Source organism: Pseudomonas sp. S60, from assembly GCF_016647865.1.
Taxonomy (GTDB): Bacteria; Pseudomonadota; Gammaproteobacteria; order Pseudomonadales; family Pseudomonadaceae; genus Aquipseudomonas; species Aquipseudomonas parafulva.
The window spans coordinates 1-15,764 of record NZ_JACVVH010000007.1; the positions used below are offsets into that span (position 1 = coordinate 1).

Consider the following 15,764-nt stretch of genomic DNA (forward strand, 5'->3'; position numbering starts at 1 on the left):
CCGGCCTGTCACGCCGGGGGTCGCGGGTTCGAGTCCCGTCCGCTGCGCCATCTTCGCCAAGAGGCCCCATGAACGCCTCGAAGCAACGTGAAAGCGACCTTTGGGTCGCTTTTTTCGTTTATGGGGCTGGCTGCAAGCTTTATGCACCTTTACCGAAACCTGACCAAGTCTTCACTCTTCAGCGGTTCCAGTGCCTGCCCGCTGTGTTGCACAATAGGCACCTTCTCGAGATACCCGGAATCCGCAATGACCAGATTTTCCGTCTTTGCTGCGCTCGGGCTGGCCGTTGTGCTGGCCGGTGTGGCCGGTTGCACGTCGAAAAAGGCTGCTGTGTACGAGCATGAGAACTTTGACGACTCGGGCACCTTCTCGCGCAGCTTTCCGGTAGGCGATGCCAGCTCGTGCGAGGCTGCGCGAAGGGCGCTGCTGAGCCAGGGCTATATCATCACCAGCAGTGGCGCGAACCAGGTGGTGGGCAACAAGAGCTTTCAGCAGAACAGCGATAACCACCTGCAGATCAGCTTCAACGTCACCTGTGCCCCGGATGCCACTGACGACCAGCACTCCACCATGTTCGCCAACGCCCTGCAGGACCGGTATGCCCTGAAAAAGTCCAATACCTCCGCAAGCCTGGGTGTTGGGGTATTGGGTTCTGTGTCGATGCCGATCGGCTCCAGTGACGATTCGATGGTGAAGGTGGCAAGCGAGACGGTCACGGCTGCGCAGTTCTATGACCGCTATTTTGCTTTGGTAGAAAGCTACCTGCCCAAACCCAAGCCCAAGCCCGCCAAGGTCAGCAAGGCCAAGGTGGAGGAGGCGCCGGTGAAGGCTGAAAAGCCAGCCGTTGTTCTGGGCCTGCCTGAGCAGCCTGCGGCGCCCGCCGCGGCGCCGACTTCGTTGCAGGAAACAGCACCTGCGCCTGCTGCGGCGGCTAGCGAGCCGGTAAGCCCGCCGGTAGCGGTGCCTGCGGTGGATGATACCCAGGGGTCGCAGCCGGTAGCCCCGCCTGCTGAGACCGCGCCCATCGAGGTGCAGCCTGCGGTCGAGCCAGTCGAAGCGACAACGCCAGCCCAGTGATGCCGGCTCGTTGTGGCTCAGCAACGCAGTCCGCGCACATGCCTGGTTACAGACGGCCTGCGATAAGTTTTTGAACACCTGCTACGTTTATCTCTCAAATGCTTGTCATCATTTTTTCATCCTACCTGCTTAGGTTGAAGACAGCACCGACACAGACATCATGAGAACAGGACGCAGGGCTATGGACGACTATCAGGAAGAACTTCTCGAATTTCAGGCGTACGAACTGGACACCTCGGAACCGGCAGACGACGCCACCGAGCTTTAGACGGCTCGCCGCTGATTGCGGCGAAACTCTCCCGGTGTGAGCTGCGTCCAGCGCTTGAATGCGCGCTGGAAGGCTTCGGCAGACGCGAACCCCAACAGATAGGCAATCTCCCCAAAGGCCAGCTCTGTGTCGCGTATGTAGGTTTCTGCCAGGTCGCGGCGGGTTTCATTCAGCAGGTCCCTGAAACGCGTCCCTTCTTCGGCCAGCCTGCGGCGCAGCGTCCAAGTGGGCAGTTGCAGCGCAACGGCCACCTCATCCAGCTCCGGTTCACGGCCCCCACTGAGCAGTGGCCCTAGCAGGTGGGTAATACGCTCGCCCAGGCTGCGCACGCGTGTCAGTTGCAGCAATTGGGCTTCACACAACTGCTGCAAATGCTGCCAGGTGCTCGGGCAGTGCCCAGGGTTGGGTGAGTGCAACGTTTGCTGGCTAAGCCTCAGCTGGTTGTATGCTGCGCCGAATTGCACCGGTGTGCTGGACAACACCTGGTACTGGCCGGCGTAGGCGGGTGCGGTAAACTCGATTTCCAACCGCTCCGCCTGCACAGGCTTGCCGGCAAGGTCAGCCAGTTGAGCCAGCCAACCCGCAAGCAGTGAGTCCACCACGAAGCGGTTGTAATCGTTGTAGGGGCTGACGGAATAAAAACGCAGCCATGCACCGCTGGCGTCTTCGTGAACACTCGAGTGGCCACGGTAATTGGCGGCATACAGGGGTTCGAAGCGCAGCAACGTGCGTGCTGCCTCACCCAGCGTTGGGGCTTGGGCCGCAGTCACCCCGGCCAGCCCTGCCTGGGCCAGCCGGCTGCGCAAGCCCATATGCAGCCCCAGTGCGGGCTCCTGGCACAGTTCTATGGCCGCGTGACCCAGGTGCATATAGCGCGGGATCGACAGACGAGCACCGGCTTCGGCCAGGCGGGCTGGCCCCAGGCCATAGCGGCGCAGGAGTGGTTCGGGGTCATGGCCCAGCGCCCTGACGGCTTCGGCCAGCGGCTGCACGAACCCTACCGACAGGTCGCCAAGCCTCACGCGAGGGCGGGCCATACACCTACAGCCATAGATTCAGCAGACGGGCGCCGGCACTGGGAGCGCCGGTGAACAATTGCCCAGACTGGCGTGCAAAACCCTGACCATCCGTCCCTTGCTCCCAGAACTGACCTCGCATGAACACGCTCATGCTGCCGAGCATCGGCCCCGTGGTGTCGGTGAGGCGATGCCAGGCCACTTGCTCGCTGACCTCCCCGCGCTTGAGCGGCAAGTGTGTCGCCGCCGGTTGATGACGGTTGCCGCGCCACGGTGCTTGCCAACTGCCCTTGCCAGGCAGGTACACCGGGTTCACCACCAGCTCCACGGCCTGGCTGGCCAATTGTTGGTGGGTTTCCGGGTACCAGCTGTCGCTGCCCAGCAGCACCCCTAGGCGGCCGGCCGGGGTTTGTACAACGTGCAGGGGCTGTTGGCGACCGTTGTGGATGTAGCGGCGGCTCTCGCTGTCTGGATACTGCTGGCGCTGAGGCTCGCCCAGCAGGGAGCCATCGCTTGCGAACACGACGCTGTTGTTGAACAGCGGGCCGCGCCCGGCATGCAGAGCGCCCTGTTTGACATAGGGCGCTGGCAGCACGATGGACCCGGCCACCAGGGTGACACCGAACTCCCTGGCCAGGCCGCCGAACAGCTGCTGGTAATCCGTTGCCATTTGCTCTGCTTTCATGCGCAGGTGGGCATCGGCGCGCCGGTCATCGCCTTCGGCGGCAAGCATGGCCAGGCCGTAGCGCAGCGGGTTGCTCAGTTCAAGCCATTGCAGGGCCTCACGGCTTTGCGTCACCTGGTACAGCTCGTTCTTCTCGCCCCGTGCCCATAACCAGGTGCCAATGTGCTCGGGCAGCACCACCACCGTTCTGGCATTCACCAACCCCAGTGCGCGTGCCTGCTCCAGATAGGCGGCAAGCTTGCGGTGCAGGCGTTGCAGGTTCTGGTAATCACCCGGATAAAGCAGCGGTTCAACGCCAAGCAGGTTGCCACGGTCACCGGGCACGCCTTGGTCGACTGCCAGCTCGATACGCAGGTCGGAGAGGTAATGGCCTTCCGGGCGTTGTTGCGTCCAGAAACCGTACCCGCACAGGGCGGCAACCATCACCAGCGCCAGGGCGCTTGCCAGAATTTTTCGCATGAAGCTGTAAGGTGCCTTCAGAGCAGGGGAGGCTTAGGTTAGCCCTGCTGTACGTCAGGATCAATAACTTGTCAGTTTCAGTCATTGAGCCTGTTCAAACGGCTGTTTAATGTCGGGGACATACAACAGCGGTGCCGCCGAAGGCGAAGTACCCGCATACCGTGATCACCTGGGAATCGAACCATGGCAACCGACCTTTACCCGCACCTGCTGGCTCCACTGGACCTGGGCTTCACCACGCTGCGCAACCGTGCATTGATGGGTTCCATGCACACTGGCCTGGAGGAACGCCCGGGTGGCTTCGAGCGTATGGCTGCCTACTTCGCAGAGCGTGCCCGGGGCGGCGTCGGTTTGATGGTGACCGGCGGTATAGCGCCCAACGATGAGGGCGGCGTGTACGCCGGTGCCGCCAAGCTGAGCACCGAGGCAGAGGCCGACAACCACCGCATCGTGACCGAGGCGGTGCATGCTGCAGGCGGCAAGATCTGCCTGCAGATTCTGCACGCCGGGCGCTATGCCTACAGCCCGCGCCAGGTGGCACCCAGCGCGATCCAGGCGCCGATCAACCCGTTCAAACCCCAAGCTCTGGACGAGGCAGGTATCGAGAAGCAGATCGCTGACTTCGTCAATTGCGCGGTCCTGGCCCAGCGTGCCGGGTATGACGGCGTAGAGGTGATGGGGTCGGAGGGCTACTTCATCAACCAGTTCCTGGCCGCCCACACCAACCACCGCACTGACCGCTGGGGTGGCAGCTACGAAAACCGAATGCGCCTGGCGGTGGAAATTGTCACGCGGGTAAGGGCGGCGGTGGGCCCGAACTTTATCATCATCTTCCGCCTGTCCATGCTCGACCTGGTCGAAGGCGGCAGCAGCTGGGAAGAAATCGAGCAACTGGCCAAGGCCATCGAGCGGGCTGGCGCCACGTTGATCAACACCGGTATTGGCTGGCACGAGGCACGCATTCCGACGATTGCCACCAAGGTGCCACGCGCTGCATTTACCAAGGTTACCGCCAAACTGCGGGGTGCGGTCGGCATCCCGTTGATTACCACCAACCGCATCAATACCCCGGAAGTGGCCGAAAGGGTGCTGGCCGACGGCGACGCAGACATGGTGTCCATGGCGCGGCCATTTCTGGCGGACCCGGCATTCGTCAACAAGGCGGCCGCGGGCCGTGCGGACCAAATCAACACCTGTATCGGCTGCAACCAGGCGTGCCTGGACCACACGTTTGGCGGCAAGCTGACCAGCTGCCTGGTCAACCCGCGTGCCTGTCACGAAACCGAGCTCAACTACCTGCCGGTGCAAACGGCCAAACGTATTGCCGTGGTGGGCGCAGGCCCGGCCGGCCTGGTAGCGGCCACCGTCGCCGCCGAGCGGGGGCATGCAGTGACGCTGTACGACGCCGCCCGTGAAATAGGCGGGCAATTCAACGTGGCCAAGCGGGTGCCCGGCAAGGAAGAGTTCTACGAAACGCTGCGGTACTTCGGCAACAAGGTGCGTAGCACAGGCGTTGACCTTCAGCTGAACACCCGCGTTGATGTACCGACGCTGCTGGCGGGCGGCTACGACGAAATCATCCTGGCCACGGGTATTGCACCCCGTACGCCAGCCATCCCGGGTATCGAGCACCCCATGGTGCTCAGTTACCTGGACGTGCTGCTGGAGCGCAAGCCGGTGGGCAGGGCTGTCGCGGTCATCGGTGCGGGGGGCATCGGCTTCGACGTATCCGAGTACCTGGTGCACCAAGGTGTGGCCAGCAGTCAGGACCGGGAGGCCTTCTGGAAGGAATGGGGCATCGACACGCACCTGCAGGCGCGAGGTGGCGTGGCAGGCATCAAGCCCGAGCCTCACGCCCCGGCGCGCCAGGTCTATCTGTTGCAACGCAAAAAGACCAAGGTAGGGGACGGCCTGGGCAAGACCACCGGCTGGATTCACCGTGCCGGGTTGAAGAACAAACACGTTCAGATGTTGAACAGTGTCGAGTACCTGGCCATCGACGACGCCGGCTTGCACGTGCGGGTAGCAGACGGCGAGCCCCAGGTGCTTGCGGTGGACAACATCGTGATCTGCGCCGGGCAGGAGCCACTGCGTGAACTGCAGGCGGGGCTGCTGGCAGCAGGGCAGTCGGTACACCTGATTGGCGGCGCCGACGTGGCGGCAGAGCTGGATGCCAAGCGGGCGATCGACCAGGGGTCCAGGTTGGCGGCGCGGCTTTGATACGGTGGAACTCACGCCCTTTCTGCCACCCGTTTGCATCTGCAAATTCGCCCCTAAGGCGTTCAACAGCAATGTGTTGCGTTACCCCGTTTGTGGTTGAGTTGTGAACCTTTTTTGGTACACTTGTGCATGAGTCAGATCCCTCCGACGCTGAATGTTCATTTTTATCGTACAGAAGTAGGCAACGAACCCGTTCGAGAGTGGCTGGCCCAGATCCCTCGTGAGCACAAACGAATGATCGGTACCGAAATCAAAACAGTTCAAGTTGGCTGGCCAATTGGGATGCCGGTGGTCAGGAAGCTTGACAAAGGCCTATGGGAAGTCAGGGTGAATCTTGTGGACACCGTGGCTCGTGTCCTCTTTACCATCCACGGGAACGCCATGGTTCTACTGCATGGTTTTATAAAGAAGAGTCAGAAAACACCGGCTTCTGACTTGGACACTGCCAAGCAGCGTAAGGCAACACTGGAGAGGAACACGCAATGAATCAGCATATTGGCTCGGATTTCGACGACTTCCTTTCAGAGCAAGGCCTTGTAGAAGAAGTGTCTGCTGCTGCCCTAAAACGCGTCATTGCATGGCAGATTGCTGAAGCCATGAAAATGCAGAAGGTCACAAAAAAAGCACTCGCTGAACGCATGCATACCAGCCGAACCGCAGTTGATCGGGCGCTTGATCAAGATGACCCAGGCATGACGTTGGCAACCTTGGCTAGCGCCGCACGTGCGCTTGGGCAGCGCGTTGAGGTGAGGCTTGTACCTGAGCAAGAGACTGTCCGCGCTCAATTCCGATGAGCCGAGCCATCTAGGAGCGCTTTCCAGCCGCGATGACCCATGCGCTTTGACCTCCCCCAAGCCCCCCTGCAACCGCTGCACCTGCCCTGGCTGGCCAGTGCCAGGGTGCAGGTCGCTGTCTTGCGCCTTGACCTGATCGACCCGCTGATCAGCGGCAATAAATGGTTCAAGCTGCGCCATCACTTGGCGCACGCCGACGCCAGCGCGGCCCCGGGGCTGATCAGCCTGGGTGGCAACCACTCCAATCACCTGCACGCCTTGGCGGCTGCCGGCAGGCGTTTCGGTTTTGCCACGGCTGGCCTGCTGCGTGGCCAGCCGCAAGACACGCCCACCGTGCGCGATCTACAGGCTCTGGGTATGCAATTGCACTGGCTGGGCTACGAGGGTTACCGCGCACGGCACCAGCCTGGTTTCTGGGCGCCTTGGCAGGCGCAGTACCCAGGCTGGCATTGCATTGCCGAGGGCGGCGGTGGGTTGGCGGGGGCCGAAGGTTGTGCACTGATCATGCAGCAGGCACATGCGGGGCTTTCGGCGATAGGCTGGGCCGGCTATGACGCCTGGTGGCTGGCTGCCGGTACGGGCACCACGCTGGCCGGCCTGGTGCTGGCGGAGGCGGGCGGGCACATCGTGCATGGGGCACTGGCGGTACCTTTGGGGTATGGCGTGCCGCAGGCAGTTCAGGCTCTGGCTGGCGACCATGGGTACCGGTTGCATGAGGCGTGCCGTGGCGGCTTCGGCAAGTTTGATGACCAATTACTGGCCTTTATCGAAGCCAGCGAACAGGCCACTGGCGTACCCCTCGAAGCCCTTTACACAGGCAAGGCGTTGCTTGCGTTGCGCGATAAGGTAGAGGCCGGCTACTTCGCCCCCGGCACGCGGCTGGTCTTCGTGCATACCGGGGGGCTGCAGGGGCGCCGGGGTTACTTGTAGGGCAGCATGCGCAACAGGGTGTTATCGCGCTTGATGTAGTGGTGATATAGCCCGGCCACGGCGTGCAGGCCGATCAACCAGTAGCCCCAGGTGCCGATACGTTCGTGCCAGCCCTTGATGAACTTGGCCTGGTCGGGGTCTGCGCCTACCAGGTGCGGCAGTTCCAGCCCATAGAAGGGGACAGGCTTGTCGGCTGCGCTGAGGATGAGCCAGCCGGCCAGCGGCATGCCGATCATCAGCACGTAGAGCAACAGGTGCATCAGGTGTGCAAGGCCTGTCTGCCAAGCTGGAGGCTTGGGCAGGATGGGCGGCGTAGGGTGTACCAGACGCATGGCCAGGCGCAGCCAGACCAGCACGAAGACGCTGAGGCCGAGCATGAAATGCAGGTCTTTCATCAGGTTGCGTTCGGCGCTGTCCCGCGGGAACAGGCCGCGCAGTTCGATGCAGGCATAGACGGCAGCCAGCAGCACCAGCATCAGCCAGTGCAGGAGTATGGACGCGCGCGCGTAATGGGGCGCCGGGGTGGATGAAACCATGCGTGTTCCTCATCGTCAGGTCGGGGGTGGCGCTCTTGATGGCGCTCAGGTGCCAGTGTACCGGCAACCTCAGGCAGATCTTTGCTTCAAATCCGTGAAAATTGTGTAGTCGGGCATCGCTCCTCAGGCGGCCGGCGCGCACGGCCAACCCTCTGGCACCACAAACACGCGCTCGGCCTCCTGCCAGGCGCCGTTGCTGTCCGGCACCAAGCGCACCAGCAATTGCGCGGGTGCATGGACAGGCAGCAGGTGCAACCAGGCCGCGAAGCGCGCCGTACCCCAGACATCGGTGGCCTCCGCCCGCGCAGGTGCCAGCCAGGCGTGGCGTGGCAATGGCTGCCAACAGTCACCTGCATGGGTGTACCACGCCGGGCGCCGCACCCAGCGCCCGCGCAAATGGTGCGGGTTTGCCCCTTCAGGCGCCTCGGCGTGGGCGGGCCATGGGTAGAACAGGTACCCGCCCATCCACACGTGCGCCTGCAGTGCGCCCACATCGAAGCTGTCCAGCCTGGCCCGGCCCTGGGCGCTGGCCGACATGGGCAACTGGTGATGCCGGAGGTGGGCGAGCTTGTTCCCCAGCCGGTCATGGCAGCCTGGCCCCAGCCAGCCATCACGGTCGGTGCCGGCCCCCTCCGGGCCGAGGTACAGCTTGATGGCAAGTTCCAGGTGGTGCACCCCGTCGCGGTCGCGCACTACTGCATCCAGCTCGCCCAGTGTGCGCCCCCCTTCGCGAATGGCCAGGTTGGCACCCAGCAGCTCCACCCCTGGCGCATGGTGCAAGGCAAACTGCCAGAGCCGCTCGTAATACATGCCCAGGCGGCGGCTGGTCAGGGTTGCCAGCCATGCCTGCAAAGGGCGATCGTCGGCGTCCAGTGCCTGCAGCCAATGCGCGAGCTGCTGCGGATGGTCCACCCACAGGCTGCCCGCCAGCGGATGGCGCTGGGGGCAAGGCGCGGCGCTGAGTAGCGGCGGCGACACCAGCGTCCAGGCCAGGTCGCGGACGGCGGGGCGGCGTAACTGGCGTGGCAGGTGTTCAAGCTGGGCAAATGGCATCATGCTGCGAGCATAGCCGGTTTGCTGCTGCCCTGTGGTTTCGCCCATAATCGCTGCATCGTCACCCGTCGCAGAGCCTTGCAGGAGCCCCATGGAGCAATTTCGCAATATCGGTATCATCGGTCGCCTTGGCAGCTCGCAGGTGCTCGACACTATCCGCCGGCTGAAGCAGTTTCTCCTCGAGCGCCACCTGCACGTGATCCTCGAAGACACCATTGCAGAAGTGCTGCCCGGCCATGGCCTGCAAACGTCTACCCGCAAGCTGCTGGGTGAGGTCTGCGACCTGGTGATCGTGGTGGGTGGTGATGGCAGCCTGCTAGGCGCGGCCCGCGCGCTGGCGCGCCACAACATCCCGGTACTGGGCATCAACCGTGGCAACCTGGGCTTTCTCACCGACATCCGCCCCGACGAGCTCGAAGAGAAGGTGGCCGAAGTGCTCGATGGCCACTACCTGGTGGAAAACCGCTTCCTGCTGCAGGCCGAGGTGCGCCGGCACCATGAAGCCATCGGCCAGGGCGATGCCCTGAACGATGTGGTGCTGCACCCTGGCAAGTCCACCCGCATGATCGAGTTCGAGATCTACATCGATGGCCAGTTCGTCTGCAGCCAGAAGGCCGATGGCCTGATCGTCGCCACGCCTACCGGCTCCACGGCCTATGCACTGTCGGCAGGCGGCCCGATCATGCACCCCAAGCTCGATGCCATCGTGATCGTGCCCATGTACCCGCATACCCTGTCTGGGCGGCCCATCGTGGTGGATGGCAACAGCGAACTGAAGATTGTGGTGGCCAAGGACCTGCAGATCTACCCGCAGGTGTCCTGCGACGGGCAAAACCACTTCACCTGTGCCCCGGGTGACACCATCACCGTAAGCAAGAAGCCGCAGAAACTGCGTCTGATCCACCCCCTGGGCCACAATTACTACGAAGTCTGCCGTACCAAGCTCGGTTGGGGCAGCCGCCTGGGGGGCAGGGACGACTGATGCTCGATCCGGCGCGCAGTTTCGACATCATCGGTGACGTTCACGGCTGTGCCCACACCCTGGAACGCTTGCTCGATACCCTCGGTTACCAGCGCATCGGCGGCGTATGGCGCCACCCGCGGCGCCAGGCGCTGTTCTTGGGCGACATCGTCGACCGCGGCCCACGCATTCGCGAGGCCCTGCATATCGTTCATGGCATGGTCGAGGCGGGGCAGGCGTTCTGCATCATGGGCAACCACGAATACAGCGCCCTGGGCTGGGTGACCCCGGCGCTGCCGGGCAGTGGCAAGGCGTTCGTGCGTGAGCACACACCACGCCATGCGCGCCTCATCGACGAAACCCTCACCCAGTTTGCCCAGCACCCTGGCGACTGGCACGCGTTCGTCAACTGGTTCTATCAGCTGCCCCTGTTCATCGACGCCGGCCGTTTTCGCCTGGTGCATGCCTGTTGGGACGCCAGCCTGATCGACCCCCTGCGCCAGCAGTACCCGGATGGTCGCATCGACCAGCACTTTCTCCAGGCCTCGGCGGTGAGCGGCAGCTTTGCCGCCAATGTCTGCAACCGGCTGCTGCGCGGTACGGACATGCGCCTGCCTGACGGCCTTACCCTGACCGGGGGCGATGGCCTGACCCGCGCCTTCTTCCGCACCAAGTTCTGGGAAGAAGACCCGAAAACCTACGGCGACATCGTGTTCCAGCCCGATGCCCTGCCCGCCGAAGTGGCCAGCACGCCGCTCAGCCACAGCCAGAAAAACGCCTTGTTGCGGTATGCCGAGGACGAGCCGTTGCTGTTCGTCGGCCACTACTGGCGCAGCGGGCGCCCGGCGCCGATTCGCAGCAACCTGGCCTGCCTCGACTACAGTGCCGTGCTGTACGGCAAGCTGGTCGCCTACCGGCTGGATGACGAAACCCGTATCGACCCGCACAAGTTCGTGTGGGTGGATGTCGACCGACCACAGGCAAGCCAATGAACATTATCGAAGTGATGCGCCTGCCGCTGGCGGTGGACCTCAGCGGCTTCATCCAGTTGCTGCAGCGTCTGCAGGTGCCGCACCGGGTCAGCGAGGAGGGTGAGAGCCAGGTGCTCTGGGCGCCCGATACCCTGGCCGAGCAAGTGCAACAGCTGTACCAGCGCTACCCGGACGGCGATGCCGATCTGCAACTGGCCGAGCCTGCCGACGGGCCAGATGCAGGCGAACGAGCGCCCGCACAGCCATCCCTGGCTGCCCAGGCCAAGGCCTGCAAGGTCACCGCCCTGACCTTGCTGCTGTGCCTGGTGGTGGCCGGGCTGACCAGCCTTGGCGAGAACTTCACCACCCTGCGCTGGTTCACCTTCCTCGATTTCCGGGTGCAGGGTGATTACCTGTATTTCCGCCCGCTGGCCGAAGGCCTTGCGCAAGGCCAGTGGTGGCGGCTGGTGTCGCCCATGTTGCTGCACTTCGGTGTGCTGCACCTTGCCATGAACAGCCTGTGGTTCTGGGAGCTGGGCAAACGCATCGAGCTGCGCCAGGGGGCATGGTCCCTGCTGGGCCTTACCCTGCTGTTCAGCGTGGTGTCCAACCTGGCGCAACACTTCACCAGCGGGCCAGGCTTGTTCGGCGGCTTGTCAGGGGTACTGTACGGGCTGCTCGGGCACATCTGGTTGTACCAGTGGCTGGCGCCCAACCGTTACTTCGCCCTGCCCAAGGGCGTTCTGGTGATGATGCTCATCTGGCTGGTGGTATGCCTCACCGGCGTGGTCGGCACGCTCGGCCTCGGCCAGATCGCCAACGCGGCACACGTCGGCGGGTTGCTCATCGGATGCCTGACCGGGCTCTTGGGCGGGGCGCTGGCCCGGCGTAAACTGTCGGCTTGAATCAGGAGACACTATGTCCACTTTCGCGCAAATGATCGAAAACATCACACCGGAAATCTACGAAAGCCTGAAGCTGGCCGTGGAAATCGGCAAATGGTCCGACGGGCGCAAGCTGACCGCCGAACAGAAAGAACTGTCGTTGCAGGCGGTCATCGCCTGGGAGATTAAAAACCTGCCCGAGGACCAGCGTACCGGTTACATGGGCCCGCAGGAATGCGCGTCCAAGTCCGCGCCTGTCCCTAACATCCTGTTCAAGTCGGACTCGGTACATTGATCGAACTCGCTCGTGGCTCGTTGAGCAAGATGGCTGTCAGCCTTGCAGCCCCTGTTGTGCAGTACAGCTTTCGCCTGGGCGATACCCAGGTACCGGTCAACCCGCTGATCGGTCAGCGGGTGCGCCTTGAGTACCTGGGCGCCATTCACTGCAGCCACTGTGGCAAGCGTACCAAGACCAGCTTCAGCCAGGGTTACTGCTACCCGTGCATGACCAAGCTGGCCCAGTGCGATATCTGCATCATGGCGCCGGAACGCTGCCACTACGATGCAGGCACCTGCCGCGAACCGTCCTGGGGCGAGCAGTTCTGCATGACCGATCACGTGGTCTACCTGGCCAATTCCTCCGGGATCAAGGTTGGCATCACCCGGGCCACTCAACTGCCCACCCGCTGGCTCGACCAGGGTGCCAGCCAGGCGCTGCCGATTCTGCGGGTTGCGACCCGCCAGCAGTCCGGGCTGGTCGAAGACCTGCTGCGCAGCCAGGTGCCTGACCGCACCAATTGGCGGGCACTGCTCAAGGGCAATGCGGAGGTGCTCGACCTGCCGGCGGTGCGTGATCAGGTGCTGGAGGCGTGCGCGCCTGGCCTGGCCGAGCTGCAGGCGCGCTTCGGCTTGCAGGCCATTCAGCCGCTCACCGATGCTGAAGTGGTGCACATGAACTACCCGGTAGAGGCTTACCCGCAAAAGATCGTGAGCTTCAACCTGGACAAAGACCCGGTCGTTGAAGGCACGCTGCTGGGTATCAAGGGCCAGTACCTGATCTTTGATAACGGCGTGATCAATATTCGCAAGTACACGGCCTATCAGTTGGCCGTGCTCCAGTAAAAAGGACCTGCACATGCGTACCGAACAACCCCAAGTGATCTACCTCAAAGATTACCAGGCGCCCGATTACCTGATCGACGAGACGCACCTGACCTTCGAGCTGTTCGAGGACCACACCCTGGTGCATGCGCAACTGGTGATGCGCCGTAACCCGGCGCAGGGCGCCGGCCTGCCGCCCTTGCGCCTCGATGGCCAGCAGATCGAACTGCTGCGCGCCGCCCTGGACGACGAAGCGTTGCAGCCAGGGGATTACCAGCTGGCCGCCGACAGCCTGACCGTGCAGCCCAAGGCCGAGCGTTTCACCCTCGACACCAGCGTCAGGATCCACCCCGAGAGCAATACCGCGCTGGAAGGCCTGTACAAGTCGGGCAAGATGTTCTGCACCCAGTGCGAGGCCGAGGGCTTCCGCAAGATCACCTACTACCTCGACCGCCCCGATGTCATGAGCACCTTCACCACCACGGTGATTGCCGAGCAGCATCGCTACCCCGTGCTGCTGTCCAACGGCAACCCGGTGGGCAGCGGCCCGGCAGAAGATGGCCGCCACTGGGCCACCTGGGAAGACCCGTTCATGAAACCGGCCTACCTGTTCGCGCTGGTGGCAGGTGACCTGTGGTGCGTGGAAGACAGTTTCAGCCGCCAGTCGGGCCGCGACGTGACCCTGCGCATCTACGTGGAGCCGGAGAACATCGACAAGTGCGACCATGCCATGGTCAGCCTGAAGAAATCCATGCGCTGGGATGAAGAGGTGTACGGCCGCGAGTACGACCTGGACATCTTCATGATCGTCGCGGTGAACGACTTCAACATGGGCGCCATGGAAAACAAGGGCCTGAACATCTTCAACTCCAGCTGCGTGCTGGCCCGTGCCGAAACCGCCACGGATGCTGCGCACCAGCGGGTTGAAGGGGTGGTTGCCCACGAGTACTTCCACAACTGGTCGGGCAACCGTGTCACCTGCCGTGACTGGTTTCAGCTGTCGCTCAAGGAAGGCTTCACGGTGTTCCGCGATGCCGAGTTCAGTGCCGACATGAACTCGCGCACGGTCAAGCGTATCGAGGACGTAGCCTACCTGCGCACTCATCAGTTCGCCGAAGATGCAGGCCCCATGGCCCACCCGGTGCGCCCTGACAGCTTCATCGAGATCTCCAACTTCTACACCCTTACGGTGTACGAGAAGGGCGCGGAGGTGGTGCGCATGGTGCGTACCTTGCTGGGGGCAGATGGTTTCCGCAAGGGCAGTGACCTGTACTTCGAGCGTCACGATGGCCAGGCGGTGACCACCGACGACTTCATCAAGGCGATGGAGGACGCGAACGCGGTAGACCTGGCCCAGTTCAAGCGCTGGTACAGCCAGGCCGGTACGCCACGGGTGGAGGCCACTGACGCCTACGATGCCGCTGCACAGACGTACAGCCTGACCTTCCGCCAGAGCTGCCCGCAGACGCCTGACAAGGCCGAGAAGCTGCCGTTCGTGATCCCGGTCGAGCTGGGCCTGCTGGATGCCCAGGGTAACGACCTGCCCCTGCAACTGGCCGGGGAACCTGCGGCGGGCGTCACCACGCGGGTGTTGTCGGTAACCGAGGCCGAACAGACCTTCACCTTCCAGGGCGTGCAGGCCAAGCCGCTGCCGTCGTTGCTGCGAGGCTTCAGCGCGCCGGTCAAGCTCAGCTACCCCTACGATCGTAACCAGTTGATGTTCCTGATGCAGCACGACAGCGACGGTTTCAACCGCTGGGAGGCCGGCCAGCAGTTGTCGGTGCAGGTACTGCAGGAACTGATCGGCCAGCATCAGCGTGGTGAAGCCTTGACGCTGGACCCACGGCTGATCACTGCCTTGGGCACCGTGCTGGGCGACGCCTCGCTGGACCCGGCCATGGTGGCTGAAATGCTGTCGCTCCCCGGTGAGGCCTACCTGACCGAGATCAGTCAGGTGGCAGATGTGGACGCCATCCACGCCGCACGCGAATATGCGCGCCAGCAGATCGCCGAGCAGTTGTTCGATGCCCTATGGGCGCGCTACCAGGCTAACCGCGAGGTGTCCCGGAGCACGGCGTACGTCGCCTCTGCCGAGCATTTCGCCCGCCGCAGCCTGCAGAACATTGCCCTGTCGTACCTGATGCAGACTGGCCGGCCCGAGGTGCTGCAGGCTACGCTCGAGCAGTTCGAGCACTGTGACAACATGACGGAACGCCTGACGGCACTGGCAGTGCTGGTCAACTCACCGTTCGAGGCTGAGCGGGCCAAGGCGCTGGAAACGTTCGCCGAACACTTCAAGGACAACCCGCTGGTCATGGACCAGTGGTTCAGCGTGCAGGCAGGCAGCACCTTGCCAGGTGGCCTGGCACGCGTGAAAGCCCTGATGCAGCACCCGGCGTTCACGCTCAAGAACCCGAACAAGGTGCGCGCGCTGGTGGGGGCGTTTGCCGGGCAGAACCTGGTCAACTTCCATGCGGCCGACGGTTCCGGTTACCGCTTCCTGTCGGATCTGGTGATCGAGCTGAATGCGCTGAACCCGCAGATTGCTTCGCGCCAATTGGCACCGCTGACCCGCTGGCGCAAGTACGACGCCGCCCGCCAGGCGCTGATGAAGGCCGAGCTGCAGCGGATTCTCGCCTCTGGTGAGCTGTCCAGTGATGTGTATGAAGTGGTGAGCAAGAGCCTGGCCTGAACCGTGCCCCCGCCGCGCAAACCCTTTTATGCCAATCAGGGCATGACGGGGTTTGTGTGGGGGCAATTAACAAAACATAACGTCCCCCCCGTTGCATCCCCGCCACCACCCCTCCTA

Annotated in this window: 15 protein-coding genes; 11 read left to right on the forward strand and 4 right to left on the reverse strand. The window is 63.2% G+C overall.

Translation table 11 applies throughout. The annotated features are described in order from the left end of the window. Window positions 1–246: 246 nt before the first annotated feature. The gene (locus IAE33_RS05185) at window positions 247–1,077 is read left to right on the forward strand and encodes a DUF2242 domain-containing protein (protein WP_201162642.1); all 831 of its coding nucleotides are present in this window, start codon (window positions 247–249) and stop codon (window positions 1,075–1,077) included. A gap of 264 nt (window positions 1,078–1,341) precedes the next feature. Here the strand turns inward: IAE33_RS05185 and IAE33_RS05190 are convergent, their stop codons facing one another. Next, window positions 1,342–2,382, reverse strand: coding sequence for an AraC family transcriptional regulator (locus tag IAE33_RS05190; RefSeq protein WP_201162643.1), 1,041 nt, complete (start codon window positions 2,380–2,382; stop codon window positions 1,342–1,344). Window positions 2,383–2,386: 4 nt separating this feature from the next. Beyond that, the gene (locus tag IAE33_RS05195) at window positions 2,387–3,505 is read right to left on the reverse strand and encodes a nitrilase-related carbon-nitrogen hydrolase (protein ID WP_201162645.1); all 1,119 of its coding nucleotides are present in this window, start codon (window positions 3,503–3,505) and stop codon (window positions 2,387–2,389) included. A 183-nt stretch (window positions 3,506–3,688) separates the two neighbouring features. Between IAE33_RS05195 and IAE33_RS05200 the strand changes: the two genes are divergently transcribed. The 4 genes from IAE33_RS05200 to IAE33_RS05215 all read left to right on the forward strand — a co-directional run bounded on the left by IAE33_RS05200 (window position 3,689) and on the right by IAE33_RS05215 (window position 7,449). Then, on the forward strand, window positions 3,689–5,725 hold the full coding sequence (locus IAE33_RS05200) for an NADPH-dependent 2,4-dienoyl-CoA reductase (protein ID WP_201162647.1): 2,037 nt from the start codon (window positions 3,689–3,691) through the stop codon (window positions 5,723–5,725). 129 nt (window positions 5,726–5,854) lie between these two features. Beyond that, the gene (locus tag IAE33_RS05205; protein ID WP_201162649.1) at window positions 5,855–6,211 is read left to right on the forward strand and encodes a type II toxin-antitoxin system RelE/ParE family toxin; all 357 of its coding nucleotides are present in this window, start codon (window positions 5,855–5,857) and stop codon (window positions 6,209–6,211) included. Then, the gene (locus tag IAE33_RS05210; protein WP_201162652.1) at window positions 6,208–6,519 is read left to right on the forward strand and encodes an XRE family transcriptional regulator; all 312 of its coding nucleotides are present in this window, start codon (window positions 6,208–6,210) and stop codon (window positions 6,517–6,519) included. Before IAE33_RS05205 ends, IAE33_RS05210 begins: the two co-directional genes overlap by 4 nt. Window positions 6,520–6,558: 39 nt before the next feature. After that, window positions 6,559–7,449: a 1-aminocyclopropane-1-carboxylate deaminase/D-cysteine desulfhydrase gene (locus IAE33_RS05215; RefSeq protein WP_201162654.1), complete on the forward strand. Its 891-nt coding sequence runs from the start codon at window positions 6,559–6,561 to the stop codon at window positions 7,447–7,449. Here the strand turns inward: IAE33_RS05215 and IAE33_RS05220 are convergent. Together IAE33_RS05220 and IAE33_RS05225 are read right to left on the reverse strand one after the other, a co-directional pair. Next, window positions 7,440–7,985, reverse strand: a complete 546-nt coding sequence (locus tag IAE33_RS05220; RefSeq protein ID WP_028632383.1) for a cytochrome b — start codon at window positions 7,983–7,985, stop codon at window positions 7,440–7,442. The two genes, IAE33_RS05215 and IAE33_RS05220, sit on opposite strands and share 10 nt — an antisense overlap. Window positions 7,986–8,108: 123 nt before the next feature. Further along, the gene (locus IAE33_RS05225) at window positions 8,109–9,086 is read right to left on the reverse strand and encodes a DUF1853 family protein (protein WP_201162656.1); all 978 of its coding nucleotides are present in this window, start codon (window positions 9,084–9,086) and stop codon (window positions 8,109–8,111) included. A gap of 43 nt (window positions 9,087–9,129) precedes the next feature. Here IAE33_RS05225 and IAE33_RS05230 point away from each other — a divergent pair, with 43 nt between their 5' ends. From IAE33_RS05230 to pepN, 6 genes are read left to right on the forward strand one after another with little or no spacing between them, the layout of a single operon-like run. After that, on the forward strand, window positions 9,130–10,020 hold the full coding sequence (locus IAE33_RS05230) for an NAD(+) kinase (protein WP_028632385.1): 891 nt from the start codon (window positions 9,130–9,132) through the stop codon (window positions 10,018–10,020). Continuing rightward, complete coding sequence (locus tag IAE33_RS05235; RefSeq protein ID WP_028632386.1) at window positions 10,020–10,991, forward strand: metallophosphoesterase; 972 nt, start codon at window positions 10,020–10,022, stop codon at window positions 10,989–10,991. The genes IAE33_RS05230 and IAE33_RS05235 overlap by 1 nt, the downstream gene beginning before the upstream one ends. Further along, window positions 10,988–11,875, forward strand: coding sequence for a rhomboid family intramembrane serine protease (locus tag IAE33_RS05240; protein WP_201162658.1), 888 nt, complete (start codon window positions 10,988–10,990; stop codon window positions 11,873–11,875). Before IAE33_RS05235 ends, IAE33_RS05240 begins: the two co-directional genes overlap by 4 nt. Before the next feature lie 13 nt (window positions 11,876–11,888). Beyond that, the gene (locus IAE33_RS05245) at window positions 11,889–12,149 is read left to right on the forward strand and encodes a YeaC family protein (RefSeq protein ID WP_028632388.1); all 261 of its coding nucleotides are present in this window, start codon (window positions 11,889–11,891) and stop codon (window positions 12,147–12,149) included. Next, window positions 12,146–12,976 (forward strand): DUF2797 domain-containing protein, encoded by an 831-nt coding sequence (locus IAE33_RS05250; RefSeq protein WP_201162660.1) that lies wholly within the window; start codon window positions 12,146–12,148, stop codon window positions 12,974–12,976. The genes IAE33_RS05245 and IAE33_RS05250 overlap by 4 nt, the downstream gene beginning before the upstream one ends. Window positions 12,977–12,989: 13 nt before the next feature. Further along, a complete protein-coding gene (pepN, locus tag IAE33_RS05255; protein ID WP_201162662.1) occupies window positions 12,990–15,647 on the forward strand; it encodes an aminopeptidase N in 2,658 nt (885 codons plus the stop codon). Window positions 15,648–15,764: the final 117 nt, after the last annotated feature.

Excerpts from the sequence above, each read along its gene's own strand:
- IAE33_RS05185 (WP_201162642.1), top strand. The coding sequence starts at position 247 with ATGACCAGATTTTCCGTCTTTGCTGCGCTCGGGCTGGCCGTTGTGCTG.
- IAE33_RS05190 (WP_201162643.1), bottom strand. The coding sequence starts at position 2,382 with ATGGCCCGCCCTCGCGTGAGGCTTGGCGACCTGTCGGTAGGGTTCGTG.
- IAE33_RS05195 (WP_201162645.1), bottom strand. The coding sequence starts at position 3,505 with ATGCGAAAAATTCTGGCAAGCGCCCTGGCGCTGGTGATGGTTGCCGCC.
- IAE33_RS05200 (WP_201162647.1), top strand. The coding sequence starts at position 3,689 with ATGGCAACCGACCTTTACCCGCACCTGCTGGCTCCACTGGACCTGGGC.
- IAE33_RS05205 (WP_201162649.1), top strand. The coding sequence starts at position 5,855 with ATGAGTCAGATCCCTCCGACGCTGAATGTTCATTTTTATCGTACAGAA.
- IAE33_RS05210 (WP_201162652.1), top strand. The coding sequence starts at position 6,208 with ATGAATCAGCATATTGGCTCGGATTTCGACGACTTCCTTTCAGAGCAA.
- IAE33_RS05215 (WP_201162654.1), top strand. The coding sequence starts at position 6,559 with ATGCGCTTTGACCTCCCCCAAGCCCCCCTGCAACCGCTGCACCTGCCC.
- IAE33_RS05220 (WP_028632383.1), bottom strand. The coding sequence starts at position 7,985 with ATGGTTTCATCCACCCCGGCGCCCCATTACGCGCGCGCGTCCATACTC.
- IAE33_RS05225 (WP_201162656.1), bottom strand. The coding sequence starts at position 9,086 with ATGGGCGAAACCACAGGGCAGCAGCAAACCGGCTATGCTCGCAGCATG.
- IAE33_RS05230 (WP_028632385.1), top strand. The coding sequence starts at position 9,130 with ATGGAGCAATTTCGCAATATCGGTATCATCGGTCGCCTTGGCAGCTCG.
- IAE33_RS05235 (WP_028632386.1), top strand. The coding sequence starts at position 10,020 with ATGCTCGATCCGGCGCGCAGTTTCGACATCATCGGTGACGTTCACGGC.
- IAE33_RS05240 (WP_201162658.1), top strand. The coding sequence starts at position 10,988 with ATGAACATTATCGAAGTGATGCGCCTGCCGCTGGCGGTGGACCTCAGC.
- IAE33_RS05245 (WP_028632388.1), top strand. The coding sequence starts at position 11,889 with ATGTCCACTTTCGCGCAAATGATCGAAAACATCACACCGGAAATCTAC.
- pepN (WP_201162662.1), top strand. The coding sequence starts at position 12,990 with ATGCGTACCGAACAACCCCAAGTGATCTACCTCAAAGATTACCAGGCG.